Genomic DNA, 25,189 nt, shown 5'->3' on the forward strand with positions numbered 1-25,189 from the left:
CCCCCATCACGTGGCATTGCTATGAAGCTCGATAAGATCGACATCAGGATTTTGTGCGAACTGCAGAAGAACGGGCGGATTTCCAACGTCGAGCTCGCAGAGCTGATAAACCTTTCCCCGAGCCCGTGCCTGATGCGCGTCAAAAGGCTCCAGACGGAGGGCTTCATCACCGGCTATTCCGCCCAGATCGATGTTGCCAAGCTCGGACAAACCTTGACGGTCTTCGCTGAAATCACTCTCAAGAATCATCGGCAAATCGATTTCGCTCGCTTTCTCACGACGGTCGAAAAGATCGATTCTGTGGTCGAGTGCCATCTGGTTTCGGGCGGATACGACTATCTCGTCAAGTTCATCACGGCAGGGATCAGCGAATATCAGACTGTCATGGAACGTCTGGTCGAGATGGATATCGGTATCGACAAGTACTTCAGTTTCGTCGTGCTGAAGTCCCCGATCGTGAAATCCCATCTGCCGCTCGAAAGCATCTTCGATAGCTAAGAACAATGGCGCCGACCGGCAGCGCGGTAATCATCCCTTCATCGCCGCGCGGACGTCCTTGTCTTCGAGCGTTTGGTCCAGCGTAGTCTTTGTCCGCTCAATAATGCCGTCGATGTCGTCATCGGTGCAGCACAGCGGCGGCGCATAGCCCAGCACGCCTTGCGCGAAGGCGCGGATCACGAGACCATTGTCCCATGCGCGGTCGAAGATGCGGCGCGCCGCGTCGGCTTCCGCCGGCAGAGGCGTCTTGAGCTCCTTGTCAGTCACGAGCTCGATTGCAGCCAGCATGCCGCGACCGCGGACATCGCCGACAAGCGGATGATCGGCAAGCGCGCGAAGACCTTCCATCAGCCGGTGCCCGGCCTTCCGGCCGTTTTCCAGCAAGCCGTTTTCATAGAGATCAAGGCACGCGAGCCCAATGGCTGCGCTGACGGGATGAGCGGAATAGGTGTAGCCGTGGCCGACGGCCGCCTTGCCGGCGCCATCGGCAATCGTGTTGTAGACGCGGTCGGACATGAGAACGGCCCCCATCGGCACGTAGCCCGAGGTCAGCCCCTTTGCCGTGGTCATGAGATCCGGCACGACGTCGTCCTCTTCACAGGCGAAGAGCGGACCGACACGGCCAAAGCCGGTGATGACCTCGTCAGCAACGAACAGAATATCGTGATCCTTGCAGACTGCATGCATGGCCTTCAGCCAGGACGGCGGCGGAACGAGGACGCCTCCTGACCCCTGTATCGGCTCGACATAGAAGGCGGCGACGCGTTCGGCGCCGAGTTCGGCGATCTTGGCCCGCAGAGCAGCGACCGACGCCGCAATGATAGCCTGGGGATGGAAACCGACAGGATTGCGATAGGCGTAGTGCGAGGGGATTTTGTGCTGCCAGTTGTATGGCACTCCGAAACCCGCATGAAAGACCGACAGCGCGGTCAAGCCGGCCCCTGCCGTCGACGATCCATGGTAGCCAAACTCGAGGGAAATGAACTGATCCTTCTGCGGCCTACCTTTGGAATGATAGTAGTACCTGATAAACCGGATCGTACTGTCGATGGCATCGGAGCCACCCAGCGTGAAGTAGACATGGTTCAGATCGCCAGGCGCCAATTCAGCCAACCTGGCCGCCAGCCGGATCGCCGGGTCCGAGCCCAAACCGAAATAGCCCGTCGCATAAGGCAGCTCCTGCAGCTGCCGCGTAGCCGCTTCAACGATGCTGTCCTGTCCGTAGCCGGCATTGACACACCACAGACCCGCAAAGCCGTCCAGCAATTGACGTCCCGAGACATCGGTCAGCGTCGCGCCCTTGCCTGACTTCAGCACGCGGACCCCCGCCGCCTCGTGGCTTCGATAAGAAGAGACCGGGTGAATCAGATGCGCGCGATCGAGCTCAATCAGCGAGTTGCTCAGCATATTGTCCTCCAGATCGGCCGCGATGTTTGTGCGAGCAGCCCGTTGTGTCCAGGCTCAACATAAGTTGCCGAAGACAGCAGTTGCTCCCAGGCAGGACATGGACGGAGGGCGTTTTGACTTTGATTGGGCACCACTGCGGCATCTTATGCCGGCATGGTGCGGCAACGGCATTGCGGCTAAACGAGGAGAGCCGATCGTCGCGCAACTCTCTGCCACGGCTCCGATGCGATACGACACAATCTGCTCCCGACCACCGTGACATCGGCGCTTTATCTCGTCGGCTGCTCGCTAGGGTGCGTGTCGTACCGGCAAGCGGTGCGAGATCGCAAGGATTGGAGCTATGGCGACATTCAGACCGAAATACATCACCTTCGACTGCTACGGCACGCTGACCAATTTCGACATGGCCGGCGCGGCGACGCGAGTCTATGGCTCGGAGCTTTCGAGCGCGGCGATGGCAAAGCTCATCAAGGACTTTTCAGCCTATCGCCTGGACGAGGTTCTCGGCGCCTGGAAGCCGTACTTCGAGGTGGTGCACAACGCGCTGGAGCGCGCCTGCAAGCGCAATGGTGTCGTCTTTCAGCCGGAGCATGCCCAGCGCATCAATGAAGAGATCCACACGTGGGGTCCACATGCCGATGTCCCAGCTGGTCTGGCCAAGGTTGCCAAAGAGATCCCGCTGGTCATCTTGTCGAACTCCATGAAGAACCTCATCATGTCCAACGTGGAGAAGCTCGGCGCTCCCTTCCACATGGTCATCACGGCCGAGGAGACTGGCGCCTACAAGCCGCACATGAAAGGCTTCGAATACATGTTCGAACAAGCTGGGCTGCGGCCCGGAAGATATCACGCACGTCTCCTCCTCGTTCCGCTACGATCTGATGACCGCCTACGATCTGGGTATCAAGAGCAAGGTCTGGGTGAACCGCGGTCACGAGCCGGCGAACCCCTTCTATGAATACACCGAGGTCTCTGGCATCGGCGGCCTGGCTGCCGCAGTCGGCCTGGAGCCTCTTCGCAAAAGCGCCTGAGCGCAGTTCTTTCGGGATCGCGGCCCTTCAGTAATAGAGATCTGCGCTGGTCAAGGAAAAGGGGACGGTTCAGCCGTCCCCTTTTCTTGTTTCAGATACAGATCCGATGGACGCTCAGTCCAGGCCGCCGACATGGAGAGCCTTGCTCTCGAGATATTCTTCTATCCCGACCTGAGATCCCTCGCGTCCCAGTCCCGACTGTTTGACACCGCCGAAAGGCGCGACCTCCGTCGAGATCAGGCCGGTGTTCAGGCCGACCATGCCGAACTCCAGCGCTTCGGCAACACGCCAGGAACGCTTCAGGTTTTCGGTGTAAAAATACGCCGCAAGACCGAAGGGCGTACCGTTTGCGATCGCTATCGCCTCATCCTCCGTCTCGAATCGGAAAAGCGGCGCGACCGGCCCGAAGGTCTCCTCCGAAGCCAGGAGCATCTCAGTCGTCGCGCCGCCGAGCACGAGAGGCCGGGCATATTGTCGACCTTCCGGCACCGCCTCACTCTCCGAGATGATCTTTGCGCCCTTGTCCAGGGCATCCATGACGTGCCGCCTGATCTTGTCGATCGCCGCGCCATTGATCATCGGCCCGATTGCGAACTCCTTCTTCCGTACCGGCGCCGACCTTCATTTTCGCGACCTTGCCGGCGAGCTTCTCTGCGAACGCATCGTAGACGCCCGATTGGACGAGGATGCGATCGCAGCAGCGCATGTCTGTCCGCCGTTGCGGAACTTCGACGCAATCGCGCCCTCGACGGCGCGGTCGATATCGGCATCGTCGAAGACGATGAACGGCGCATTGCCGCCGAGCTCGAGGCTGAGCCGCTTGATGTTGTCGGCGGCGCCTTTCATCAGCAGCGCGCCGACGCGGGTCGATCCCGTGAACGAGATCTTGCGGACGGTCTCATTGGCCATTAGCTCCTTGCCAATGTCCGCCGGCATGCCCGTCACGATGTTGATAACGCCAGGTGGAATCCCCGCCCGCTCCGCCAGCACACCGATCGCGAGGGCCGAAAACGGTGTGAATTCAGAGGGCTTGATGACAACGGTGCAGCCCGCGGCAAGCGCAGGTGCCACTTTGCGTGTAATCATTGCGTTGGGGAAATTCCAGGGCGTGATGATCCCGCAGACGCCGACCGGCTCTTTCAGAACCAGAATGCGGCGATCGATCGTGGGTGACGGGATCGTCGATCCGTTGATCCGGCGCGCCTCTTCCGCAAACCATTTGACGAAGGAGGCCCCATAGCGGATTTCGCCGAGCGATTCCGCCAGTGGCTTGCCCTGCTCCAACGTCAGCAACAGCGCCAGGTCCTGCTCGTGGCGCCGCATGAGATCATACCAGCGCTCCAGCAGAACTGCACGTTCCGCATGAGCCATGGTCTTCCAATGCTTGAACGCGTCGGCCGCAGCGTTGATGGCAGCCCTGGTCTCCTCGCACCCCATATCGGGGATAGTGCCAAGAACCTGCTGGCTAGCAGGATCGATGACATCAACCGTCGCCTTCGCACTCGCGTCGCGCCAGTGGCCGCCGATCAGTGCCTGCTGGCGAAACAGATCCTTGTCTTTCAATGCAACCATGTATTTGTTCCCTTGCCCTTGGGGTCAAACCGCCATCACTGCCGGATATGCGATTGGCGAGACAAAGCCGTCTCAACTGAGCCATACAGGATCGCGCGCCGCATTTTTCATCGAGAAGGAAGCGTCTGACGGCGTTGAATCCGGTCAGATGGGATCTCGAAAGTCGATTGTTCTGGCCGTCGTTTAGTGAGGCCGCCGTCAGGCATCGTGCTCAGTCATAGTGGCAGACATAGATCTTCCGCACGGTCTCGATCGTGCGCCAGACGCCGACAAAGCCCGGCTTCATCACAAAGCTGTCGCCGGCGCGGAAAGTCTTCGTCTCACCACCTTTTTCCTCGATTTCGATAAGACCCGAGATGATGTGGCAGAACTCGAAGGTGGTGCCCTTGATGGAATGGGTCTCGCCGGGGGTTGCCTCCCAGACGCCCGTCAGCACTTTCTCACCCTTCGAGGCGTCCTGCGCCCAGGTCTTGAAGGACGGATTGCCCGAAATGAGCCGTTCTGGAGTTGGCACGGCCTTCTTCGGTACAAAATCCGGATTGGTGTCGATGGCAATCAGAAGTGACATGGCATCTTTCCTGTTAGTAGCCGAGCGTTCGATCGACGAGGCCGATCGGATTTCGTCCGGCGCGGTGGCGCCGGATGTTCTCTAAGACGGATTGCGCGGCGGTATGCGGTTGCGTCACGGACGCGATATGCGGCGTGATGATCACCTTCGGATGCAACCAGAGCGCATGGGCTTCCGGCAGCGGCTCGGGATCGGTCACGTCGAGCATCGCTGCGGCGAGGCGCCCGCTTTCGAGCGCTTCGATGAGTGCGCCCTGGTCAAGCTGCGGACCGCGGCCGACATGCGGCCAGCCTTGCTCCCGCTGGCAGAAGAGAGAACAGCTGTGCGTTCAGGATGCCGCGTGTTTGCTCCGTCAGGGGAAGAAGACAGACGAGGATATCGGTTCCTCGCAGGAAGTCGCCAAGCTGACCATCGCCGTGGAAGCAGGTGACGCTCTCGATCTTCTTGTTGCTGCGGCTCCACGCGAAAAGCGGAAATCCAAACGGCTTCAGGCGATCAATCGCAGCTTGCGCCAACATGCCGAGGCCCAGAAAGCCTACGCGCCGATCGGCCGCCTGGGGCGTTGCAAGAGCCTGCCATAGGCCTTTTCCCTGCTGCTCCTGATAGGCAAGCATCTCGCGATGGAGTGTCAGCACCCCAAGCACGACGTACTCCTGCATCATGCGTATGATGCCATCCTCGATCATGCGCACGAGCTTGACGTGGCCAGGTATGGTCTCCGGCTTGAATTGATCGACCCCCGCACCGACGGAAAAGAGCATTTCCAGATTTCGAAAGCGCGAGAGATCGTCGGGCACGTTCCAGGTCAGCAGGTACCGTACCTTTTCCGGCTCGAAGCATTCGCTGGAATGATAGAATTCGAGCTCAGGGAGCTCGCGCGCAAAGGCCTGCCGGAAAATAGCCGCCCGAGCAGCATCGGAATTGAAAAGGAACGCCATCGACCTGGTCCTCTCAGGTCCTCGCCCGGGATGCGGCGCGTTGAGACCGGCCTGGCCGGCCACCGAGGGCTGGAAAGGCGGCGAGTCCTCCAGCGAAGCCTTCAACGTTCACTGGGGCTCACCCTGCCTGCTGTTGCCGGCTATCGATAGGCCGCAACCAGTAGCTTTCCCTGCTGAATCGAGTTGCACTGGCGGTGAAACATTCCGAATACCGCCTGCCAAACAGGCGAAACCTGCTGGCCTTCCGCGCTATGCTGCTGCAAAAGAGGGCTTGTGCGGTACGCGGCAGAAGGTCGGCGGGAGATAGGCCGCGGGCTTTGAGTCCCGCAAAGGAATGGATGAGCTGAATGGGACGAACGGTACGCGTGAAGTCCTTTGAACTGGTGGCCAAGGACATTAACGACGTTGATGTGAAGCTGCTCCACGCGCTTTCGATCGGTGTCGGCTGGCCGCATCGCCCAAGGACTGGGATTTCCTCCGCCGCGCCGGCCACGGCATCGTCGCCGTTGATGGCATAGGCCGCGTTTTCGGCAGCGCGATGTGGTTCCCTTATAGCCAGGAATTCGCGACGATTGGCCTGGTGATCACATCGCCCCGAACCCAGGCACAAGGTACTGGCCGCTGGCTCATGGAACAGGTTTTCGAGCGGTGTGGCGACCGGAATTTGACCCTCAACTCAACCCATGCCGCCTATCATCTATATCTGTCGCTGGGGTTCACGAAGGAAGCCACCGTATATCTGTGGCAAGGAGAGATCATCTCACCACCTCCGCCGGTGCCGGCTCTGGCCGGTGAAGTGAGTTCGCTGTCCACGGCGAACATCGGAGAGATCGCGGCACTGGATGAACGCGCGTTCGGAACTAACCGGCAGAAGCTGCTCGCATTGCTTTCTGAAGGTGCGTCAATCTCCGTCTTACGCCGCGGCGGAGAGGCGGTCGGCTTTTCGATGAAGCGCGAATTCGGGCGCGGTCATGTGATCGGCCCCATTATTGCCAGCAATGATTGTGACGCGATCCATCTCACCGCCGTGCATCTTAAGGATCTCGCGGGACAATTCGTCCGAGTCGATACGCGGGAGCAGACGGGTCTGTTTGCCGACTTCCTTCAACAGAGCCGCCTCGGAATGACTGATACCGTCACAACGATGTCTAAGGGCCGGCGATTTCTGAACCGCAAGGACAGCGAGCCATGGGTTTACGGGCTAGCCGGTCACGCGTTGAGTTGAGGATATGAAGCGAAGCTCTGTGGAGACTGGTGCCAACGGTGCCGATCGCGACCCTACAGAGATGGGCCGTGGCTAGGGCGACCAGCAGAGGGACTAGACGCTCGCGAAGCGAACCCAAGCGCACGAGATCGTAGTTTGGCGAACAAAGTCGTGCAAATGGCGGAGAGAGTGGGAGTCAAACCCACAATTTTCGATTATCCCGCTTCGGACAGCCGAGGCCGCACGTAAGCACTCGCCCGCCTCCTGCCCTCACAAATTCAGATCGTGCACATGCGCCACAAGCCTGCTCAAGTTGGTCGTAGCGAGATTTTTCTTGATCTCCCGGTGCACACGTCGTGCACACGACGCGGTCTAACCAATTGAAAAACTTGAACTCTCGCTCCAATCCATCATGGGCAAGTTTGAGCTAGCTCCAGCAATCTTTGTCCGATTGGAGCCAACCAGAGAAAGGTGCGTTCGCTAAAGACAATGTAGACGACCGTGTTTCACCCTGCCCCCATGGGCCCAAAATATTGGCCTAGCCCTTCAATTTCCGTCGGCATCGACGCCGTTGGAAGAGCAATCTCGCTCGAAGCGATGTCGGCCATGATCTGGTATGGTCATAGACTGAGGTTACGCACTTGCCGCTCGCAGGGCCTCCTTTCCGCAACGCGCCGCCTATGATGCAATTGCTGTTCTCCTATTTCGGCCTCGGTACCGTGACGCCGTAGTTGACATAGGAGCTACTACCAGCTCCTGATCTCGTCGTCTGACGGCTCAGGAAGCGGCTCCAGGAACCACGGAATCCCACCCGCCGACGAGCAGGGAAGCGGCCGCAAGATCCTCCATCGCCGCCCCGACTGATTTGAACAGCGTGATCTCGTGCTCGTCGACCCGGCCGGGGCGCACTCCGCTGGTCAATTCGTGCAGATCGCCGCAGACCTTGTCCGCTTGAAAGCAGCCGGCCGCGATCGGCTGGAGCAGATCGCCGGCCTCGGCGAGCGCCCCACCATAGGTGTCTACAAAAACTCGACTGCGGCAGACCGCCTCGTCATCACTCTCGCGCATCTTGGGCGTGAATGCGCCGACAAGATCGAGATGCGTGCCGGGCCGCAGATGCCGGCCCATGACAAGCGGCTCAGTCGATGTCGTGGCACAACTGACGATGTCCGCCTTGGCCACGGCCGCCGACAGATCGGTGACGGCCGTCGCCTCGAATCCCTGCTGGGAGAAAGTGCCCGCGAGCGCGCCGGCGCGCTCGGTATTGCGGCCCCAGACGAGCACCCGCCGGATCGGCCGCACTGCGCGATGCGCGCTCGGCAGACAGGCAGCAACGCGGCCGGTGCCCACGAGGAGCAGCGTTGCGCTGTTTTCGCGCGAGAGATGTCGCGAGGCGAGCGCAGAGGCGGCGGCTGTGCGCCGGTTGGTCAGCGCCTCGCCGTCAATCATTGCGCGCGGCTGGCCGGTCGCTCCATCGAACAGAGTATAGAGTGATGACACCGCCCGAGACCACGCGAGGCATTGCCCGGAAACACCGTGACGAGTTTCACGCCGAGCGCCTTTCCGCGCTCCCAGGCCGGCATCAGCAAGAGATGACCACGACTGCCGGACGCCCCAATCTCATGGCTTTGCCGCACCGGCATGGCCTCGCCGCTACGCCGGAAAGCCTGGCCCAGCGCGTCGATCAGCCGGGGATAGTCGAGACCCGCCTCGACGTCAGCCACAGAAAAATAATGCAACAACTTTCCCTCGCGCTCAGATCATCGGATCGACGTGATGCCCGTGCAAGGCTTTCGATCTGCATGAGCAACATATCATGGACCGCTCCCGGTTCAGCGCCGGGCTTCGGTCAAATGAACGAGCTGCGATCCGGTGCGATAAAGCTGCTCCCGCGCCGTACGAAAGCGCGGCGCCTCGACCGCGGCGACCGGAAGCGGAAGGTCTTGCTCTGCGACATGCCCCAGCACATAGGATGCGAGCACACCGCCAAATACCGTACCCGGCGCGATGCCGCGGCCATTGTATCCGCTGAACGCAACCACATTGCGGTCGAGCTTGTGAAAGCGCGGCAGGTTGTCCGAGGTCATGCCGATCATGCCGAACCAGCCGGCCTCGAATTCGACATCGGCGAGTTGCGGAAACAGTTTGCGCAACGAGCGGATCGCCCAAGCGCGGTGGATCGCCGCGCCGCTGCCCTCGAGCGCCCCGACGCTGCCATACACGAGACGGCCGGCACGGTCGAAGCGGAAGGAGCTGAGCACTTGCTTCGTATCCCAGGCGCCCTGCCGCTCCGGCAGGATCGATGCGCGCAGATTGTCGGACAAGGGTTGAGTCGCGAAGTTGAAATATGGCAGATGAATCTGCTCCTGCCGGACCTGCGACCATGGTCCGCGCGCATAGGCATCGGTGGCCACGATTACCCAATCCGCGCGCACCGAACCCGAGGCCGTACGGACAGTCCAGCGCGCGCCATCGTCCGCAGCCGAGATAACCCGGCTCCCGGTGAATATCTTAGCACCGGCCGCGAGCGCGGCACGTGCTAGGCCACGGACATAGGCGAGCGGTTGAATCGTGCCGGCACGCTTGTCGAGCAAGGCGCACGTGTAGTCGCCACCGCCGGTTTTGCGCCGCGTCTCCTCCGCGTCAAGCACCTCGACGGGCGCACCACGCCGCTGCCATTGCTTGGCCCGCGCCTCGATCTCGTCGCGGCCCTTGTGTCCGACGGCGCAATGCAGCGTGCCGGCGCGCTCCACCTCGCATTCAATGCCGTGTTTTTCGATCAAGTCGAACACCTTCTGCGGCCCGTTGCCGAGCAGCTCGATCAGGCGCTCGCCGAAGGTTTGGCCAAGCGTTCCCACGAGCGTATCCGGCATTACCCACATCCCGGCATTCACCAGGCCAACATTGCGCCCCGAACCACCGAAACCGATCTCGGATGCTTCCAGCACGGCCACGCGCGCGCCGGCCTCGGCAAGATGAAGCGACGATGATAGGCCGGTATACCCACCACCGATGATGACGACATCGACGTCGACCTCGCCGGCCAGGGCCGCTGTCTGCGGCGCGGCCGGCGCGGTCAGCTCCCATAGTCCGTGCGATGTCGGATCACCCTGCATCAGGCAAGCTCCCCCGGGCTCAACCGGCCAGCCGCAGCGGCAATGCGCCGACAGGCTTCCTCGAGTTCGGCCGTCGAAGTGGCGTAGGAAATCCGGAAGTAAGGTGCAAGCCCGAAGGCCGAGCCCGGCACCACGGCGACACCGACGCTGCGCAGCAGATACTCGGCAAAAGCCGTATCGCTTGCGATGCGCGCGCCGTCTGGCGTGGTGCGGCCGATCAACCCTGCGCAGCTTGCGAAGGTATAGAACGCGCCTTCCGGCACCCGGCAGGTGATGCCGTCAATTCCGTTCAGGGCAGCGACGACGAGATCGCGCCGTGCCTCGAAGGTGCGGCATCGCTCTGTCACGATGTCCATCGGACCATCGAGCGCCGCGATCGCGGCGGCCTGGCTGATCGACGACGGACAGGATGTCGACTGACTCTGCACCACGGCCATCGCGCGGATCAGGGCACGCGGGCCGCCCGCATAGCCGATCCGCCAGCCCGTCATCGCATAAGCTTTGGAGACGCCATTGACGGTGAGGATGCGGCCGCGCAATCCGGGCGCGATTGCAGCCGGTGTCGTGAACCGGAAATCGTCGTAAACGATGTGCTCGTAGATGTCGTCGACCATCAGCCAGACATGCGGATGCGCGGTCAGCACATCCAGCAGCGGCCGGTAGTCCGCCTCCGCATAAGCGGCGCCAGACGGATTGGACGGCGAGTTCAGCATCACCCAGCGGGTCCGCGGCGTGATCGAGCGCGCCAGATCATCCGCCGTGAGGCGAAAGCCGTTGGCCTCCTCGCACGGCACCAGCACCGGCTTGCCGCCGGCGATCAGCACGATATCGGCATAAGTCACCCAATAGGGCGTCGGGATGATGACTTCGTCGCCGGCATCGAGCGTCGCCATCATGGCATTGAACAGGATCTGCTTCGCCCCGGCTGCGACCGTGATCTCGTCGGATGCGAAGTCGAGGCCATTGTCGCGCTTGAATTTCGCCCGGATCGCCGCCTTCAATTCGAGCGTGCCGTCGAGCGCGGTGTATTTCGTCGCGCCCGCCTGCATGGCGCGCGCCGCCGCGTCCTTGATGTGATCGGGCGTATCGAAATCCGGCTCGCCAGTGCCGAGGACGATGACATCCCGCCCCTCGCGCTTTAGTTCGGTGGCAAGATCGGTGATCTTCAGGATCTCCGAGACGCCGATTGCCGACAGGCGGCTCGAGGGCCGGAACAGCGACCAAGTTGCAACGGGAGCGTTCACGTCCTCGAGCCTTTCTTACACCACGTCGAACTTAACACCCTGCGCCAGCGGCAAGGTCCGGCCGTAATTGATGGTGTTGGTGGCGCGGCGCATATAGGCCTTCCACGAATCGGAGCCGGACTCGCGCCCGCCGCCGGTTTCCTTCTCGCCGCCGAATGCGCCGCCGATTTCCGCACCGGAAGGGCCGATGTTGACATTGGCGATGCCGCAATCGGAGCCGCGCGCCGACAGGAAGGTTTCGGCCTCACGTAGATCGTTGGTGAAGATCGATGACGACAATCCCTGCGGCACGGCATTGTGCAGAGCGAGCACGGCATCGAAATCGCTGTATTTGATCACGTAGAGGATCGGCGCGAAGGTCTCGTGCTCGACCGGTCCCGCCTGCGTCGCCATCTCGACCAGCGCCGGACGGACATGATCGGCATCCGCAGCGCCATCGATCGCAACGCGTTCGCCACCGTGCACTTGCCCACCTGCGGCCTTGGCGGCTTCGAGCGCACCCTGCATGGCGCGATAGGCTGCGCCGTCGATCAGTGGGCCGACCAGCGTTCCGCTTTCGAGGGGATTCCCGACCGTCACCGACGCGTAGGCGCGGTTCAAACGCGGCACGAATTTGTCATAGAGGCTCTCGTGCACGAACAACCGGCGCAGCGTCGTGCAGCGCTGGCCGGCCGTGCCCATCGCCGCAAAGGAAACGCCACGCAGCGTCAGGTCGAGATCGGCGGTCGGCGCGACGATCGCAGCGTTGTTGCCGCCGAGTTCGAGAATGGCGCGAGCGAACCGCTTGGCAAGCCGCGGGCCGACCGCACGGCCCATCGCGGTGGAGCCGGTCGCCGAAACCAGCGGCACCTTGGCATGATCGACCAGTGTCTCACCGATGTCACGGCCGCCGATCAATACCGTCGAAAGCCCATCCGGCGCGCTACCGCCGTCCTGCCTGAAGCGCGCCAGCGCGCGCTCGAACAGCGCCTGGGTGGCGAGCGCGGTCAGCGGAGTCTTTTCCGACGGCTTCCACACGGTGCTGTTGCCGCACACCAGCGCCAGCGCCGCATTCCACGCCCATACGGCGACCGGAAAGTTGAACGCGGAAATGATGCCGGTCACGCCGAGCGGGTACCAGCTTTCCATCATGCGATGCTCGCCGCGTTCGGTCGCGATGGTGAGGCCGTAGAGCTGGCGCGACAGACCGACCGCGTAATCGCAGATGTCGATCATCTCCTGGACCTCGCCGAGGCCTTCGGACGTGATCTTGCCGACCTCGATCGAGACCAGCCGGCCGAGCGCCGCCTTGTGGGCGCGCAGCTCCTCGCCGAACAGCCGCACCAGCTCGCCGCGCTTCGGCGCCGGCACCAGCCTCCAGCTGCGAAAGGCCAGTTCGGCGCGCTCGATATCCGCATTGGCGGCGGCGACGCTGGTCTCTTGGACCTCCGCGATGACCTTGCCGGTGATCGGCGTGCGAACCGCGAGCGACCCCTTCGTGTAGCTGCCCCGGTCGACACCGAGCGTCGAAAGAAGCGTGCCGATCTCGCTGGCGAGATCGATGTTGCGGGCCTGTGTTTGCACGGCGGGTGTGGCGGACATGGCGGTTTTCCGAAGCTCGGCGTTGATTGAATTTGGGTCCCGTTCGCGCCGGTCATGCGCGCGCGACGGCTCTTTGATCGAACTGAAGTGGTGCTTTCGTCAATCCCTATTCCTGCTCACGCGGTCGCATGGATCTGGAATTCGGACAAGCCAAGCTCATTGAGGGCCCGGTCGAGCGAGGCCCTCTCGGTTTGCGCATAGAGTTCCAGCTCGTCATGGGGGACCGCACCCAACGCCGCCTCGAACGCGCCGCGATTCGAATCCGCGGTGTAGCTCTTTTGAGCGTCGCCGCCGAGATTGGATTGGAAGATACCGGCCGCGCTGACCGGGAGGAAATCCTCGTACACGATCGGATCAATCCGCAGATGACCTGCCGCGACCAGCTCATGCACCGACATCGCCGAGGCCGAGCTCCCGCGCCGCGCAATGCCGGCTTTTGTCGCCGAGTAGCGGAAGAACGCCAGCTCCTCGGCGCGGAGCTCGGCCCAATCGTCGGGAAACGATCCGAACCGTCGCGACAGCTCCGCTCCATACTCGCCTGCATTCGCGCCCGTGGCGCCGACCTGAACATCGTGGCGGACGGATGCGAGCAGCGCGTCATAGAGCCTGCGTCCCTTGGCGGTGAGCGCCACGCCGCGCTGCTCGATCTCGCCAAAACGCGCGGTATGGGTGCCCGCGATGCCTGCGCCAGCATCGTCCTTGAAAGCGATCGGCTCTTCCAGTGCCTTGAAGCTTGTCTGGCGCAGCAGGATCGGACATTTGCGTCGCGGCGGTCCCTCGATCACCGCTTTGGGCGCAATCCCGTAGCCGGGCATGCCGGCCTGGACGGCGTCGATATCGAGAGTGCGCGGCGTGAGATGGTTTATATGCGGGCCGCGGAAGCTGACGACGTCGGCGATCAGGCGATGGGCCTCGTGCAGCTTGCGATAGGTCGCCAGACTGACCGTTGCATCGCTGTGCCAGCGGAACGTCTCCAGCGCCTCTCTGACGAATTCCCCCGCCTGCCCCTGCGGCAGACCGCCCTCGGCCTCGCAGATCGCCACCAGCTCGAGCGCGCGCGGCGTGAAGATCCGCCGCGCCGCCAGGATGGCTTCGGCCTCGGCACGAAGCGCGAGATCATCGATAAGGTCGAGACGCAGCAGCGACGTGAACACCCGGAACGGATTACGACGGAGCCCTGCATCGGCAATCGGGCGAAAGGCCGTCGCATGCACCGGCACGCCGGCGACCGACAGGTCGTAATAGCCGACCGGATGCATGCCCATCACGGCGAAGACGCGCCGGATGTCGAACAGCTCCTGCGCAGTGCCGAGCCGGATGGCGCCGTGACGCTCGACGCTCAGCCGCTCCGTTTCGCCGTTCTGCTCGAGGCTGGCGCGCAATCCGGCATCGGCGCGCATTGTCGCGGCATTGACCTCGGCGACCAGGTCCAGAAGCGCGCCGTATTGGGGGACCTCGGTCCGGTACATCTCGGACATCGCACGTGAGAACATGGTGCGGATGTCGTCGGGTCGGATCGGCCGCGCGGCCATCGCCATCTCCTCGCTACAGCCGAGGCCTTATGGCGCCTCGGCCAGATCATGCCATTTGCGTATGCTCGATCTGGATTATCCTTGTGTTTTCAGGGCAATCAAACGATGATTGCTCAACAGTTCATTCTAAATCGGAATATGATGCAGACGTCCCGCCGCTTCCTCCCGTCCACCGCGCTGCTTGCCGCCTTCGAGGCGGCAGCGCGAACCGGCAGCGTGACGCTGGCCGCGCGCGAGCTCAGCCTGACCCAGAGCGCGGTCAGCCGGCAGATCAAGCTGCTGGAGGAGCAGCTCGAGGTGGAGCTGTTCGCCCGCGAACGCCAAACCATCCGCCTGACCACAGCGGGCGAGGCCTATGCACGCGAGATCCGCGATGCGCTGCGCAAGATCAGCACCGCGTCATTCAATCTGCGCGCCAATCCGCGCGGCGGCACGCTCAATCTCGCGATCCTGCCCACCTTCGGCACGCGCTGGCTCGCGCCGCGGCTGCCCGAATTCCTGGCCAAGAATCCGGGCGTCACGATCAACCTCGCAACGCGCCTGTCCTATTTCGATTTCCGCACCGAAGCGCTGGATGCCGCGATCCATTTCGGACCGCGGGACTGGCCCGGCGCGGAGATGGTGCTGCTGCGCGCGGAGCAAGTCGTCCCCGCATGCAGCCCCGCGCTGAAGCAGCAGCATGGCTTTCGCGCGGCAGAAGACCTGAAGCGAGCGTCGCTGCTGAGCATATCGACGCGTCCGAATGCCTGGGACCACTGGTTCCAGGCCCACAGTGTGCCGGGCGGATCGGGACAGACGATGTATTTCGATCAGTTCGCAACCGTCGCCCAGGCGGCGATGGTGGGCGTTGGCGTCGCACTGCTGCCGACCTTCCTGATCCAGGATGAGCTCGCCAGCGGCAAGCTGGTTTGCGCGCTCGACCTGCCGATGGAGAGCGCCCAGCGATATTATCTGGTGTGGCCGCCGGAACGGTCGAGCCACCCTTCCCTCGTCGTGTTCAAGGATTGGCTGCTGGCCGAGACCGCCGCTGACCGCTGATCAGCGGCCGCGACTGGCGACGATCGGCTCGCGCGGGCTCGCCATCCGGGACAAGGCTTCGACGAAGATCGGCTCCCAGGCCCTGATATGGCGCCTGAGAAGATTGGTAAGGGCTTCTTCCTTGCCGGCCGTTGCGAGCTCAATGATCTGGTAGTGCTCGGCGGCGGATTCGTTCTGGCGGGCAAGACCCGCGCGCGACTTGATGCCATAGAGCCGCATCTGATCGCGCAATCCCATCACCATGTCGGTCAGGCGCGCATTGTCCGCCTCTGCCGTCAGTAATCGGTGAAAGTTCCGATCCGCTTCGAGATAGAGCTTCATGTCTTCCGCCTTGACCGCGCGCGCGACCTCATCGGCAAAGGGAATAAGCTTCTTGAGATTCTTCTTCGGCTTGCGCGCAACGATCGCCGCCGCATGCAGCTCCAGCACTTCGCGCAGATCAAACAAATTGCGGAGCTCGGTCAGCGTCGGCTCGACCACCTTGAAGCCGCGATTGCGCATCGGCTCGATCAATCCGCTGCGCGCCAGCTCGAGCAACGCTTCCCTGACCGGGGTGCTCGAGACGCCGAGACTCGCCGCCAGCGTCGGCACCGAATACATCGATCCCGGCATGCTCTGACCGGAAATGATCTCCGCACGCACCTGCTGCAGCACCTGCTCCCGTAAATTCTGGTCCATTCCCATCCCGCTTCGCCGGCTCCGGAATCATCCGGGTCGTCGCCGGCACAATAGTCTGGTTTTGCCACAGCACAATAAAAGGGCTTGACGACGGGTGCACCCCAGATGATGTTGATGTAGCGCCTTACAGTAATGCACTACTATTGGCCCTTCGGATGGTGTGACCTCTCCTGATGCAACGCGTACCCGGTTATTGCACGCTCTGCCGATCCCGCTGCGGCTCGACCATGGTGATCGAGGATGGGCGGCTGATCGGTGTCGAGCCCCTGCCCGGACATCCGACCGGCGGCGCGCTCTGTGCGAAAGGCCGCGCCGCACCCGAGATGGTGCACAGCCCGCGCCGCCTGACCAAGCCGCTTCGCCGGACCGCGCCACGCGATGCTGCCGATCCCGGCTGGACCGAGATTTCCTGGGACGAGGCCCTGGACGAGATCGCGCAAAAGCTCGCCGACATTCGCAAGACATCCGGTGCCGAAGCGGTGGCCTTCGCCCTCACCACGCCGAGCGGCACGCCCATGGTCGACAGTTCCGAATGGGTCGAGCACTTCATCCGCTGCTTCGGCAGCCCAAACCTCGTCTACGCCATCGAAATCTGCGGCTGGCACAAGGACTTTGCCCATGCCCTGACCTTCGGACGCGGCATCGGCGTGCCCGATTACGAGCGAGCCGATGCCATCGTGCTGTGGGGGCATAATCCCGCCCGGACCTGGCTGGCCCAGGCAACCCGCGTTGCGGATGCACGGCGGCGCGGCGCGCGCGTCGCGGTGGTCGATCCGAAACCGAACGGATCCGGGCAACAAGCCGACATCTGGCTGCGGATCCGTCCCGGCGCCGACGGCGCGCTGGCCATGGGCGCGATCCGTCACCTGATCACCACGCAAACCCACGACGCAGATTTCGTGACGCGTTGGACCAATGGACCGCTGCTGATCGATACCGCTACGGGCCGCTTCGTCCGTGCGAGCGAGCTCTGGGCAGATCAATCCAACGACAATTTCGTCGTGCTGGATCGGTCCGGATCGGCGCGCGCGGTCGATACCCGCGCCGCGACGCCCGATCCGGCCTGCTGCACACTTGATGGTCGGATCACGCTGGCCGCACGAGATGGCCGTGCGATCGCGGCCGCGACGGCCTTCTGCCTGCTGGCCGCCGAGGCAGCGCCCTACACGATCGCTCGCGTGGCGGAATTGACCTGGCTCGAGGCGAACAAGATCGCGGCCTTCTACGCGCTGTTCGAGAACAGCCCGCGGCTCGCATACCATTCCTGGACGGGCGTCGGTCAGCACACCAATGCGACCATGATCGAGCGCGCCATCGCGACGCTTTACGCGCTCACGGGCGCCTGCGATATCCCGGGAGGCAATGTCTGGCCGGCACCGCCGCCAACGCGCAGCGTCAACGATTATGCCTTGCTGGCGCCGGAGCAGAAGGCCAAGGCGCTCGGCCTCGACGAATTGCCGCTCGGCCCGCCGAAGCATGGATGGATCACCGCACGGGACTTCAGCCGCGCAGTTCTGACCGGCGAACCCTACCGGGTCCAGGCGCTGATGAGCTTCGGCACCAATTTCGCCGTGTCGCAGGGGCATTCGTCGCGCAATCGCGAGGCGCTGCGGGCGCTCGATTTCCACGTCCATGTCGACATGTTCCTCAACCCGACCGGCGAAAACGCCGACATCCTGCTGCCAGCCAACATGCCGTGGGAACGGGATGCCCTCAAGATCGGCTTCGAGATCACGCAAGAGGCCGTCGAGACGATCCAGTTCCGCCCGCAGATGTTGCCGCAGCTCGGCGCCTGCAAGGCCGACTATGAGATCGTGACCGAACTTGCGGTCAGGCTGGGCCTGGCCGATGAGTTGTTCGGCGGCGACATTCACGCCGGCTGGAATTATCAGCTCGCGCCCCTCGGCGTGACGGTCGAGGAATTGCGGCTGCATCCCGAAGGCCTGCGCTTCCCGCAGCTGCTGCGCCATCAAAAATATGCGCTGCCGCAACAGGACGGCACGGTCGCGGGCTTTGCCACACCCACGCGCCGCGTCGAGATCTATTCGGAGCTGATGCTCGAACACGGCTACGCGCCGCTGCCGGGCCATGTCGAGCCTGCCGAGAGCCCGCTGGCAGCGCGCAGCGACAGCCGCTTTCCGCTGGTGCTCACGACGGCCAAGAGCGGCTGGTTCGTCCACACCTCGCACCGTCACGTGGCTTCCCTTCGCCGGAAGACGCCCGATCCGGCGATCGAGATCAGCCCGACGCTCGCAGCCGGACGCGGCCTGAAGGACGGCGATTGGGCGATCGTCACGACCTCGACCGGCAACGTCCGCCTGCGCGTGCGGCTGAACGAAGCGCTCGACGATCGCGTCGCCGTCGCCGAGTTCGGCTGGTGGGAGGATTGTCCACCGCTGGGACGCGATGCGATGCCCTCCGCCGGATCCCTGACGTCGAACATGAACGATGGCTTGAGCGATGCCACGCGCGATCCGGTGAGCGGTTCGGTACCGCTGCGCGCGACGACTTGCGACATCCGCAAGGACGAGATCGCGAGCCGCGGTCACTGGAGCGGCAAGCGCAGCTTCACGGTCGCCGCCATTCAGCGCGAGGCCGACAATGTCGTCGCGCTGGACCTCGCCCCAGGCGATGGCGGGGCGCTGCCCGCATTTCGCCGGGACAACACGTCCTGCTCAGTCTACCCGGCGTCGATATTGCCCGCGCCTATTCGCTGACGGGGCACGACGGCCGCGACGTGCTGTCGATCGCCGTCAAGAAACGCCCCGCCGACGATCCTGGACTTGCGCCCGACGCGGCTCGCCTGTCCGATCAGCTCCACCGCCTGTCGGTCGGCGATAAGGTTCAGATCGAGCCGCCGAAGGGTATTTTCACGCCTCCGCTCAGCGGCCGCCGGCCGGTGATGCTTCTTGCCGCCGGGATCGGCATCACGCCCTTTGTCGGTTATCTCGAGGCGTTGGCGAGACGGCAGCCGGCCGAGCGCGCAGCAAAGGTTCTGCTGCTCTATGGCTGCCGCAATGGCGGCGAGCATGCCTTTGCCCGCCGGTTGCGGGAGCTCGCTCGCCTGTTGCCAGAGCTCGAGCTTGTCACAGCGTATTCGGTGCCGTGCCCGCAAGACCGCTGCCCTGGGGACTACGATTACGCGGGCCGGCTGGACTTATCGGCCATCGATCCGTTGCTGCCGCAGAGACCCCTAACCTATCTCTGCGGCTCGCCGGACTTCACGACGTCGTTGACGACCCGCCTGGTCGAGCGGGGCGTGCCGCGCTTCGACATATTCACCGAAGCCTTCGCCTCGCCGCCACCGGTGCCGCGGACACTGAAGCCGCAGACGGTCCACATCGCGGACAGCAAGAAGAGCTTCACCTGGACGCCGGAGCTCGGAACGCTTCTCGATGCGGCCCAGGCGGCCGGTCTGCCCTTGCCGAGCGGCTGTCGCGTCGGCCAGTGCGAGAGCTGCCTGATGCGCATCGTCGACGGCAACGTCGCCCGGCTCGGCGGCGAGCACGACGCGAGCGACCACTGCCTGACCTGCCAATCCGTTCCGCTCTCCGAGCTCACGCTCGCACTCTGATCGGTATCGATGAACTGAACGCAACATCAACGCGACTATGGGGGCCGCAAATGACCGACACGACGGACAGAGCCATCTTTCTGGATAAATCGCCGACACAGGCCAATGTGCTTGCGCGGTTCTCGCAATACATGGTCAGCTTCGCCGAGCGATGGTTTCCGGATGCCTACGTGTTCGTCCTTGTCGCCGTGGTCACCGTCGCGCTCGGGACGATCGCGCATGGCGGCTCCCCCCTCGCTGTCAGTCGCGCATTTGGCGACGGGTTTTGGAATCTCATTCCGTTCACCATGCAGCTGGCGCTGGCCGCCGTCGGTGGTTACGTGGTTGCGATGTCACCGCCCGTTTCGGCCTTGATGCGGTGGCTGGCCGGCGTTCCCTCCAGCGCGCGCGGCGCCGTGGTTTTCGTCGGCGTGCTCAGCATCCTTCTCTCACTCCTGAACTGGAGTCTGAGCCTGATCTTCTCGGGCCTCCTGGTGCGCGAGATCGCGCGGCGCAAGGACATCAAGCTGGACTATCGTGCAGCGGGTGCGGCCGGCTATCTGGGTCTGGGCTGCGGCTTCACGCTCGGCATTACCTCATCGGTCGCGCAGCTTCAGGCCAACGCGGCCAGTATTCCGAGCTCGCTGCTGCCGATCACCGGCGTCATCAGCTTCTCCGAGACGATCCTGACGTGGCAAAACCTGGTGACGATCATCGTCGTGACAGCGCTGTCCGCAGCGATCTGCTATCTGACCGCGCCGGACGAGGCGCTGACCAGAACCGCGGAAGATCTCGGCGTCTCTCTCGACGACGACCGGATCGAGCCCAAGAAGCCGTCACGGCCGGGCGATTTCCTCGAGTTCAGCCCCGTCTTGACCATTCTGATCGCAGCCCTGGCATCGGGCTGGCTCTGGCAGACCTTTCAATCCGGCAATCCGCTGATCACGCTGTCCGGCCTGAACACCTATAATTTCGTGTTTCTGGTGCTTGGCATTCTCTTGCACTGGCGCCCCCGCAGTCTCCTCGACGCCTTTTCCAAGGGAACGCCGAGCATCTCGGGCCTGCTGTTGCAGTTTCCTTTCTATGCAGGCATCGCCCACATGCTGACCAAGGTGCCAAACAGCAGCGGTCTGACGCTTTCCGATACCATCGCTCACTGGTTCGCACACGTCTCGGTCAACTCCACCGTTTTCTCATTCCTGATCGGGATCTATTCTGCGGTCCTCGGCTTCTTCATCCCGTCGGCCGGTGGCAAGTGGCTCATTGAGGCGCCGTACATCATGAAGGCGGCCAATGAGATCGGAGCTCATCTGGGCTGGACCACCATGGTCTACAACATCGCCGAGACGCTGCCGAACTTCATCAACCCATTCTGGATGCTTCCCCTGCTGGGCGTGCTCGGCTTGAAGTCAAAAGATCTGATCGGCTACACTTCCGTGCAATTCTTCGTGCACTTCCCGATCGTCATGATTCTGGCTGCAATTTTAATGGCGACTTTCACCTATCACCCACCCATTTTGCCGTGATCGATCGAAGAGCCTAGCACGCGGGATGCCCGTCCTGGCGTCCCGCGGCGATCGCTTTCACATCAGGTAAAGCGCCCGATCCATAATTGGCCAAGCTGCGCAAGCTCTAGCCAATGAAGGGCAATGGGAAGCGCGTCTCGGTAGGCCGACCTGGGTTGCCGGTCGAACCCGATCGGCGATCCGGGATAGGAATGAGCGATCAAGTCGCACAACGCGAGTTGCCTGAGAGAGCTTCCGCCTTGCGCTTCCAGGCACGCCGCACGCCGACCGTATTGAAATCGATACGATGTCGCCCAAGCGACCACTGGCGATAAACCATGTCCGAAAGAGCGGCGATGCTCACGCCGATTGCGACCATGCTGCGGACAATCTCAACCCTACAGGATGCGAGGAACGCGCATGTGCTGCCGATACCATATTGCTGATCCGCCCTGTAGAGACGCACCACCAATTAGCTCATTTGGCAGTCCGCGGCCCCAAGGCGGAACTGTGGTATCCTCCGTCAAACGCGATGGGCGTTCAAAGAAGCAGCTGCACGTGCTGAGTGTCCTTGTGTCCTCGCCGGGCCCCACACAGTACAAAGTGACCTGGCATCCCCACCCCTTAGGCGCTGCTCGCCCACGCCGACGAGGTGATCGAATGAGTGCGTCAGATTAACCTGGTGCGATCCAGCCGGTGGAAGACCGGTCCGAGTAAGGGGTAGCGCCCGCTTGGTAGCGAATGTTGCGTGGCCCCTGGTGACAGTGGCCACGAATCGTACAAAGCGATTACACACGGATCTGAAGATAGCCCCGGGTCTCGAGAAGGACCAACGTCGTGAAGCGGGACTCCGACCTCATCGTCTATGGCGCGACAGGTTACACCGGCCGTCTCATCGCCGAATATCTGGCGACGTCCTATCGCGGCGACGATGCTCCGTCCTGGGCGATCGCAGGACGCTCGACCGATAAGCTCCAGAAGGTGCGTGCCGACATCGGCGCACCGGACGATTTGCCGTTGGTCAAGGCGGATGCCGCCGAGCCGACCAGCCTGCAGTCGATGTGCGAGCGTGCAGCCGTGATCATCACGACGGTCGGGCCTTATCAGCTCCACGGTCAAGAGCTTGTGGCGGCCTGCGCGGCTACGGGCACGGCCTATGTTGATCTGTGCGGCGAACCGGTTTGGATGCGACGCATGATCGACGCCCATCAAGATGACGCAAAACGGACCGGCGCGCGCATCGTGTTCTCCTGCGGCTTCGATTCCATCCCGTTCGACCTCGGCGTGCTCACGCTGCAGGAGAAGGCGCGCGAGAAATTCGGACGCCCGGCGCGGCGGGTCAAAGCCCGCCTGCGCAAGGTGAAAGGCGGCATGTCTGGCGGCACCGCGGCGAGTGCTCAGGCGACGCTGGCCGCCGCCGCGCGCGACCCGGCCCTGATCCGGCTGCTGACCGATCCCTTCGCGTTGACGCCGGGATTCACCGGGCCGTCTCAGCCGTCGGGCCTCATCCCCGAATACGACCCGAGCATGAACGTGTGGCTCGTGCCATTCCCCATGGCGCCGATCAACACCAAGAACGTGCACCGCACGAATTTCCTGTTGGGTCATCCCTACGGCACGAACTTCGTTTACGACGAGATGATGGTCGCGCCGGGATTTGGGGAAATCGCTCGCGTGACAACTGAGACATTCGCCACGGTGGTTTCCTTGTTCGGAACCGGCGGTCTCAAACCCGGCGCAGGCCCGACTCGGGAGGAGCGCGAGAAGGGCTTCTACGACATCCTCTTCCTGGGCGAGCTGCCGGATGGCGGACGGGTCGAGGCGGTGGTCACGGGCGACCGCGATCCGGGCTACGGCTCGACCAGCAAGATGATCGCCGAGAGCGCTCTCTGCCTCTTGCGCGACGTACAGGGCGAGGGCGGCACCTGGACGCCGGGCGCGCTGATGGGTCCGGCGTTGCGCAAGCGTCTGAAGCAGCGCGCCGGCCTCACCTTCAGCGCGCGTTGAGGTAACGCTCAGAACTGCAGCGGCGTGCCGGCTTGGCGAGTTCGAGCCTCAACTCCGGTTCAATGGCCGCTTCTGGCCGATTTTGTTGCAAAAGTCGGCAGTGACCGGTGATGTGGTTCGGCTATTTCACTTGGGGCGACGGGGTTTGGTCTCGCGACCCGGACGCTCTCTACGCAACTTTTACGCTACGCAGTACACAGACCCGAGCGGGTGGCGGTCGCGCAACCAGCGATGCGAGCCGCCGTAGGTTCTGAGCAATGGCGGCCAGAACAAACTCGTCCTGGGCGCCCCGTGGGCCACGAAGCCGAAGCCGACCAAGCCTCAGGATGCGCTTCAAGTGCGCAAACCGCATCTCGATCTTCTTGCGCTGACGTCGCGACGTCTCGAAGCCCTCGGTGCCAGCGAACGACCGGGCGACGTCCCGGGCGTGCTCATGTATGTCGCGCGGGATCTTGCGCGATGGTTCTTTTGGACAGCACTGCGGTTTAAGTGGGCATGCGTCGCAGTCGAGCTTGCTCGCACGATACAGAAGCGTTTTGCCCTCGTGCACGGTGCCGCTCGTCCCGAGCCGCTTTCCGCCCGGACAATGGTAGACGTCGCTGGTCGGATCATATCGAAAGTCGCTGCGCGAGAAGGTACCGTCATCTCGCTTCGACTTGTCGAACACGGGGATATGTGGCGCGATGCCCTTCTCCTCCACCAGCCAGTTCAGCATCGGAGCAGCCCCGTAAGCGGTATCCCCGACAAGCCGCTCTGGCTTGAGACCAAAGCGCTCCTCTGTTCGTTCGATCATTGTCCTCGCCGCTCCGACCTCGGCCTGGCGAATGGCGCGGGACGCCTCAACATCAACGATAACGCCGAACTTCACGTCGATGAGATAATTGTCGGAGTAAGCGAAGAATGCCGGTCCCTTGTGAGCTCCGGTCCACTGGGCCGCGGGATCGGACGGCGAGATGAACTTCGGGACAACGTCACTGGCCGCACCCCACGCCGTATCGTCGAGGGTCGCCAGATACTCCTTCACCGCGCGGCTTGACCTCGCCGGATCACGATCCCTGCGCCAATCCTGACCCGCGATCGAGCGCTGCTTGTTGGCATCTGCCTGGATCAGGCTCGCGTCTACCGCAAAACCTTCGCCACCAACCAGACCGGCTACAATGCACGCCCCGACAATATGTTCGAATACGCGACGAACGACATCTCCCTCGCGGAAGCGCTCATTGCGGGCCCGCGAGAAGGCCGAATGATCCGGGATAGCATCCTCGATACCGAGCTTGCAGAACCACCGATAGGCGAGGTTCACCTGCACTTCACGGCAGAGCAGGCGCTCCGAGCGGATCGCGAAGACATACCCCACGATCAGCATCCGGATCATCAGTTCCGGATCAATCGACGGGCGACCCATGGACGAATAATGAGGAGCTAGTTCGCTGCGAAGCCAGGACAGATCGAGAGCAGCATCGATCTTCCGAACGAGATGATCTTCAGGAACCGCGTCGCCAAGATGAAACTCGTAGAACAGTTGACCTTGGTCACTCTTCAGACGGCCCATCATGGATCGACCTCGTCGCGATTCGCGTCAACACAACGGAATCACGCTTGCCGGCTCGTCTCAACTGACTTTTGCAACAAAATCGGCCCTTCCGAGACACGCACATCGGGCCGAACGTCCACTTTGCGCCAAAGGCCGCTCTCCCCTGCCAAGTCGCAGTTTGAC

General features: G+C 62.8%; 15 protein-coding genes and 5 pseudogenes. 8 read left to right on the plus strand and 12 right to left on the minus strand.

Annotated features, from left to right (window positions below):
- Positions 1 to 21: 21 nt before the first annotated feature.
- Positions 22 to 498, plus strand: a complete 477-nt coding sequence (locus ACSKB8_RS36005) for an Lrp/AsnC family transcriptional regulator (protein WP_438109278.1) — start codon at positions 22 to 24, stop codon at positions 496 to 498.
- A 30-nt stretch (positions 499 to 528) separates the two neighbouring features.
- Here ACSKB8_RS36005 and ACSKB8_RS36010 read toward each other — a convergent pair whose 3' ends face one another.
- Entirely contained in the window at positions 529 to 1,905 is a 1,377-nt protein-coding gene (locus ACSKB8_RS36010) for an aspartate aminotransferase family protein (RefSeq protein ID WP_438109280.1), read from the minus strand.
- A 340-nt stretch (positions 1,906 to 2,245) separates the two neighbouring features.
- Between ACSKB8_RS36010 and ACSKB8_RS36015 the strand changes: the two are divergent.
- Positions 2,246 to 2,936 (plus strand): annotated as a pseudogene (locus tag ACSKB8_RS36015) (haloacid dehalogenase type II).
- Positions 2,937 to 3,050: 114 nt separating this feature from the next.
- On the opposite strand, the pseudogene ACSKB8_RS36020 reads toward ACSKB8_RS36015, so the two are convergent.
- The 3 genes and pseudogenes from ACSKB8_RS36020 to ACSKB8_RS36030 form a co-directional block, all read right to left on the minus strand.
- Positions 3,051 to 4,508: pseudogene (locus ACSKB8_RS36020) on the minus strand (NAD-dependent succinate-semialdehyde dehydrogenase).
- 211 nt (positions 4,509 to 4,719) lie between these two features.
- On the minus strand, positions 4,720 to 5,076 hold the full coding sequence (locus ACSKB8_RS36025; RefSeq protein WP_438109282.1) for a cupin domain-containing protein: 357 nt from the start codon (positions 5,074 to 5,076) through the stop codon (positions 4,720 to 4,722).
- 13 nt (positions 5,077 to 5,089) lie between these two features.
- Positions 5,090 to 6,014, minus strand: a pseudogene (locus ACSKB8_RS36030) (2-hydroxyacid dehydrogenase).
- Positions 6,015 to 6,361: 347 nt separating this feature from the next.
- Here ACSKB8_RS36030 and ACSKB8_RS36035 point away from each other — a divergent pair.
- Positions 6,362 to 7,239, plus strand: a pseudogene (locus ACSKB8_RS36035) (GNAT family N-acetyltransferase).
- Between the two features lie 756 nt (positions 7,240 to 7,995).
- Here ACSKB8_RS36035 and ACSKB8_RS36040 read toward each other — a convergent pair.
- The 5 genes and pseudogenes from ACSKB8_RS36040 to hglS all read right to left on the minus strand — a co-directional run bounded on the left by ACSKB8_RS36040 (position 7,996) and on the right by hglS (position 14,691).
- Positions 7,996 to 8,942: pseudogene (locus tag ACSKB8_RS36040) on the minus strand (ornithine cyclodeaminase family protein).
- A 108-nt stretch (positions 8,943 to 9,050) separates the two neighbouring features.
- Positions 9,051 to 10,334 carry an NAD(P)/FAD-dependent oxidoreductase gene (locus tag ACSKB8_RS36045; RefSeq protein WP_438109284.1) on the minus strand — a complete coding sequence of 428 codons (1,284 nt, stop codon included), beginning with the start codon at positions 10,332 to 10,334 and terminating at the stop codon, positions 9,051 to 9,053.
- The gene (locus tag ACSKB8_RS36050; protein WP_438109285.1) at positions 10,334 to 11,578 is read right to left on the minus strand and encodes a pyridoxal phosphate-dependent aminotransferase; all 1,245 of its coding nucleotides are present in this window, start codon (positions 11,576 to 11,578) and stop codon (positions 10,334 to 10,336) included. The genes ACSKB8_RS36045 and ACSKB8_RS36050 overlap by 1 nt, the downstream gene beginning before the upstream one ends.
- Positions 11,579 to 11,593: 15 nt before the next feature.
- Entirely contained in the window at positions 11,594 to 13,159 is a 1,566-nt protein-coding gene (amaB, locus tag ACSKB8_RS36055; protein WP_438109286.1) for an L-piperidine-6-carboxylate dehydrogenase, read from the minus strand.
- 116 nt (positions 13,160 to 13,275) lie between these two features.
- Complete coding sequence (hglS, locus tag ACSKB8_RS36060) at positions 13,276 to 14,691, minus strand: 2-oxoadipate dioxygenase/decarboxylase HglS (protein WP_438109287.1); 1,416 nt, start codon at positions 14,689 to 14,691, stop codon at positions 13,276 to 13,278.
- Between the two features lie 141 nt (positions 14,692 to 14,832).
- Here hglS and ACSKB8_RS36065 point away from each other — a divergent pair, with 141 nt between their 5' ends.
- A complete protein-coding gene (locus ACSKB8_RS36065; protein WP_438109288.1) occupies positions 14,833 to 15,729 on the plus strand; it encodes a LysR family transcriptional regulator in 897 nt (298 codons plus the stop codon).
- Here ACSKB8_RS36065 and ACSKB8_RS36070 read toward each other — a convergent pair whose 3' ends face one another.
- A complete protein-coding gene (locus ACSKB8_RS36070) occupies positions 15,730 to 16,407 on the minus strand; it encodes a GntR family transcriptional regulator (RefSeq protein ID WP_438109290.1) in 678 nt (225 codons plus the stop codon).
- Between the two features lie 173 nt (positions 16,408 to 16,580).
- Here ACSKB8_RS36070 and ACSKB8_RS36075 point away from each other — a divergent pair, with 173 nt between their 5' ends.
- The 3 genes from ACSKB8_RS36075 to ACSKB8_RS36085 are packed head-to-tail and all read left to right on the plus strand — an operon-like array spanning position 16,581 to position 21,486.
- Positions 16,581 to 19,124 carry a molybdopterin-dependent oxidoreductase gene (locus tag ACSKB8_RS36075; protein WP_438109292.1) on the plus strand — a complete coding sequence of 848 codons (2,544 nt, stop codon included), beginning with the start codon at positions 16,581 to 16,583 and terminating at the stop codon, positions 19,122 to 19,124.
- Between the two features lie 20 nt (positions 19,125 to 19,144).
- Positions 19,145 to 19,981 (plus strand): flavin reductase family protein, encoded by an 837-nt coding sequence (locus tag ACSKB8_RS36080; protein ID WP_438109293.1) that lies wholly within the window; start codon positions 19,145 to 19,147, stop codon positions 19,979 to 19,981.
- Positions 19,982 to 20,031: 50 nt separating this feature from the next.
- On the plus strand, positions 20,032 to 21,486 hold the full coding sequence (locus tag ACSKB8_RS36085) for a short-chain fatty acid transporter (protein WP_438109294.1): 1,455 nt from the start codon (positions 20,032 to 20,034) through the stop codon (positions 21,484 to 21,486).
- A gap of 199 nt (positions 21,487 to 21,685) precedes the next feature.
- On the opposite strand, the gene ACSKB8_RS36090 is transcribed toward ACSKB8_RS36085, so the two are convergent.
- Entirely contained in the window at positions 21,686 to 21,934 is a 249-nt protein-coding gene (locus tag ACSKB8_RS36090) for a hypothetical protein (RefSeq protein ID WP_438109296.1), read from the minus strand.
- Between the two features lie 368 nt (positions 21,935 to 22,302).
- Here ACSKB8_RS36090 and ACSKB8_RS36095 point away from each other — a divergent pair, with 368 nt between their 5' ends.
- Positions 22,303 to 23,472 (plus strand): saccharopine dehydrogenase family protein, encoded by a 1,170-nt coding sequence (locus ACSKB8_RS36095; protein WP_438109298.1) that lies wholly within the window; start codon positions 22,303 to 22,305, stop codon positions 23,470 to 23,472.
- Between the two features lie 169 nt (positions 23,473 to 23,641).
- Here the strand turns inward: ACSKB8_RS36095 and ACSKB8_RS36100 are convergent, their stop codons facing one another.
- Positions 23,642 to 25,027, minus strand: coding sequence for a transposase (locus tag ACSKB8_RS36100; protein ID WP_438104200.1), 1,386 nt, complete (start codon positions 25,025 to 25,027; stop codon positions 23,642 to 23,644).
- Positions 25,028 to 25,189: the final 162 nt, after the last annotated feature.

It is taken from the genome of Bradyrhizobium sp. BR 1432 (assembly GCF_051547705.1).
Taxonomy (GTDB): domain Bacteria; phylum Pseudomonadota; class Alphaproteobacteria; order Rhizobiales; family Xanthobacteraceae; genus Bradyrhizobium; species Bradyrhizobium zhanjiangense.

Coding starts and splice junctions, on each gene's coding strand:
- hglS (WP_438109287.1), bottom strand. CDS start 14,691: ATGGCCGCGCGGCCGATCCGACCCGACGACATCCGCACCATGTTCTCA.
- ACSKB8_RS36005 (WP_438109278.1), top strand. CDS start 22: ATGAAGCTCGATAAGATCGACATCAGGATTTTGTGCGAACTGCAGAAG.
- ACSKB8_RS36070 (WP_438109290.1), bottom strand. CDS start 16,407: ATGGACCAGAATTTACGGGAGCAGGTGCTGCAGCAGGTGCGTGCGGAG.
- ACSKB8_RS36075 (WP_438109292.1), top strand. CDS start 16,581: ATGCAACGCGTACCCGGTTATTGCACGCTCTGCCGATCCCGCTGCGGC.
- ACSKB8_RS36100 (WP_438104200.1), bottom strand. CDS start 25,027: ATGATGGGCCGTCTGAAGAGTGACCAAGGTCAACTGTTCTACGAGTTT.
- ACSKB8_RS36025 (WP_438109282.1), bottom strand. CDS start 5,076: ATGTCACTTCTGATTGCCATCGACACCAATCCGGATTTTGTACCGAAG.
- ACSKB8_RS36085 (WP_438109294.1), top strand. CDS start 20,032: ATGACCGACACGACGGACAGAGCCATCTTTCTGGATAAATCGCCGACA.
- ACSKB8_RS36010 (WP_438109280.1), bottom strand. CDS start 1,905: ATGCTGAGCAACTCGCTGATTGAGCTCGATCGCGCGCATCTGATTCAC.
- ACSKB8_RS36045 (WP_438109284.1), bottom strand. CDS start 10,334: ATGCAGGGTGATCCGACATCGCACGGACTATGGGAGCTGACCGCGCCG.
- ACSKB8_RS36065 (WP_438109288.1), top strand. CDS start 14,833: ATGCAGACGTCCCGCCGCTTCCTCCCGTCCACCGCGCTGCTTGCCGCC.
- amaB (WP_438109286.1), bottom strand. CDS start 13,159: ATGTCCGCCACACCCGCCGTGCAAACACAGGCCCGCAACATCGATCTC.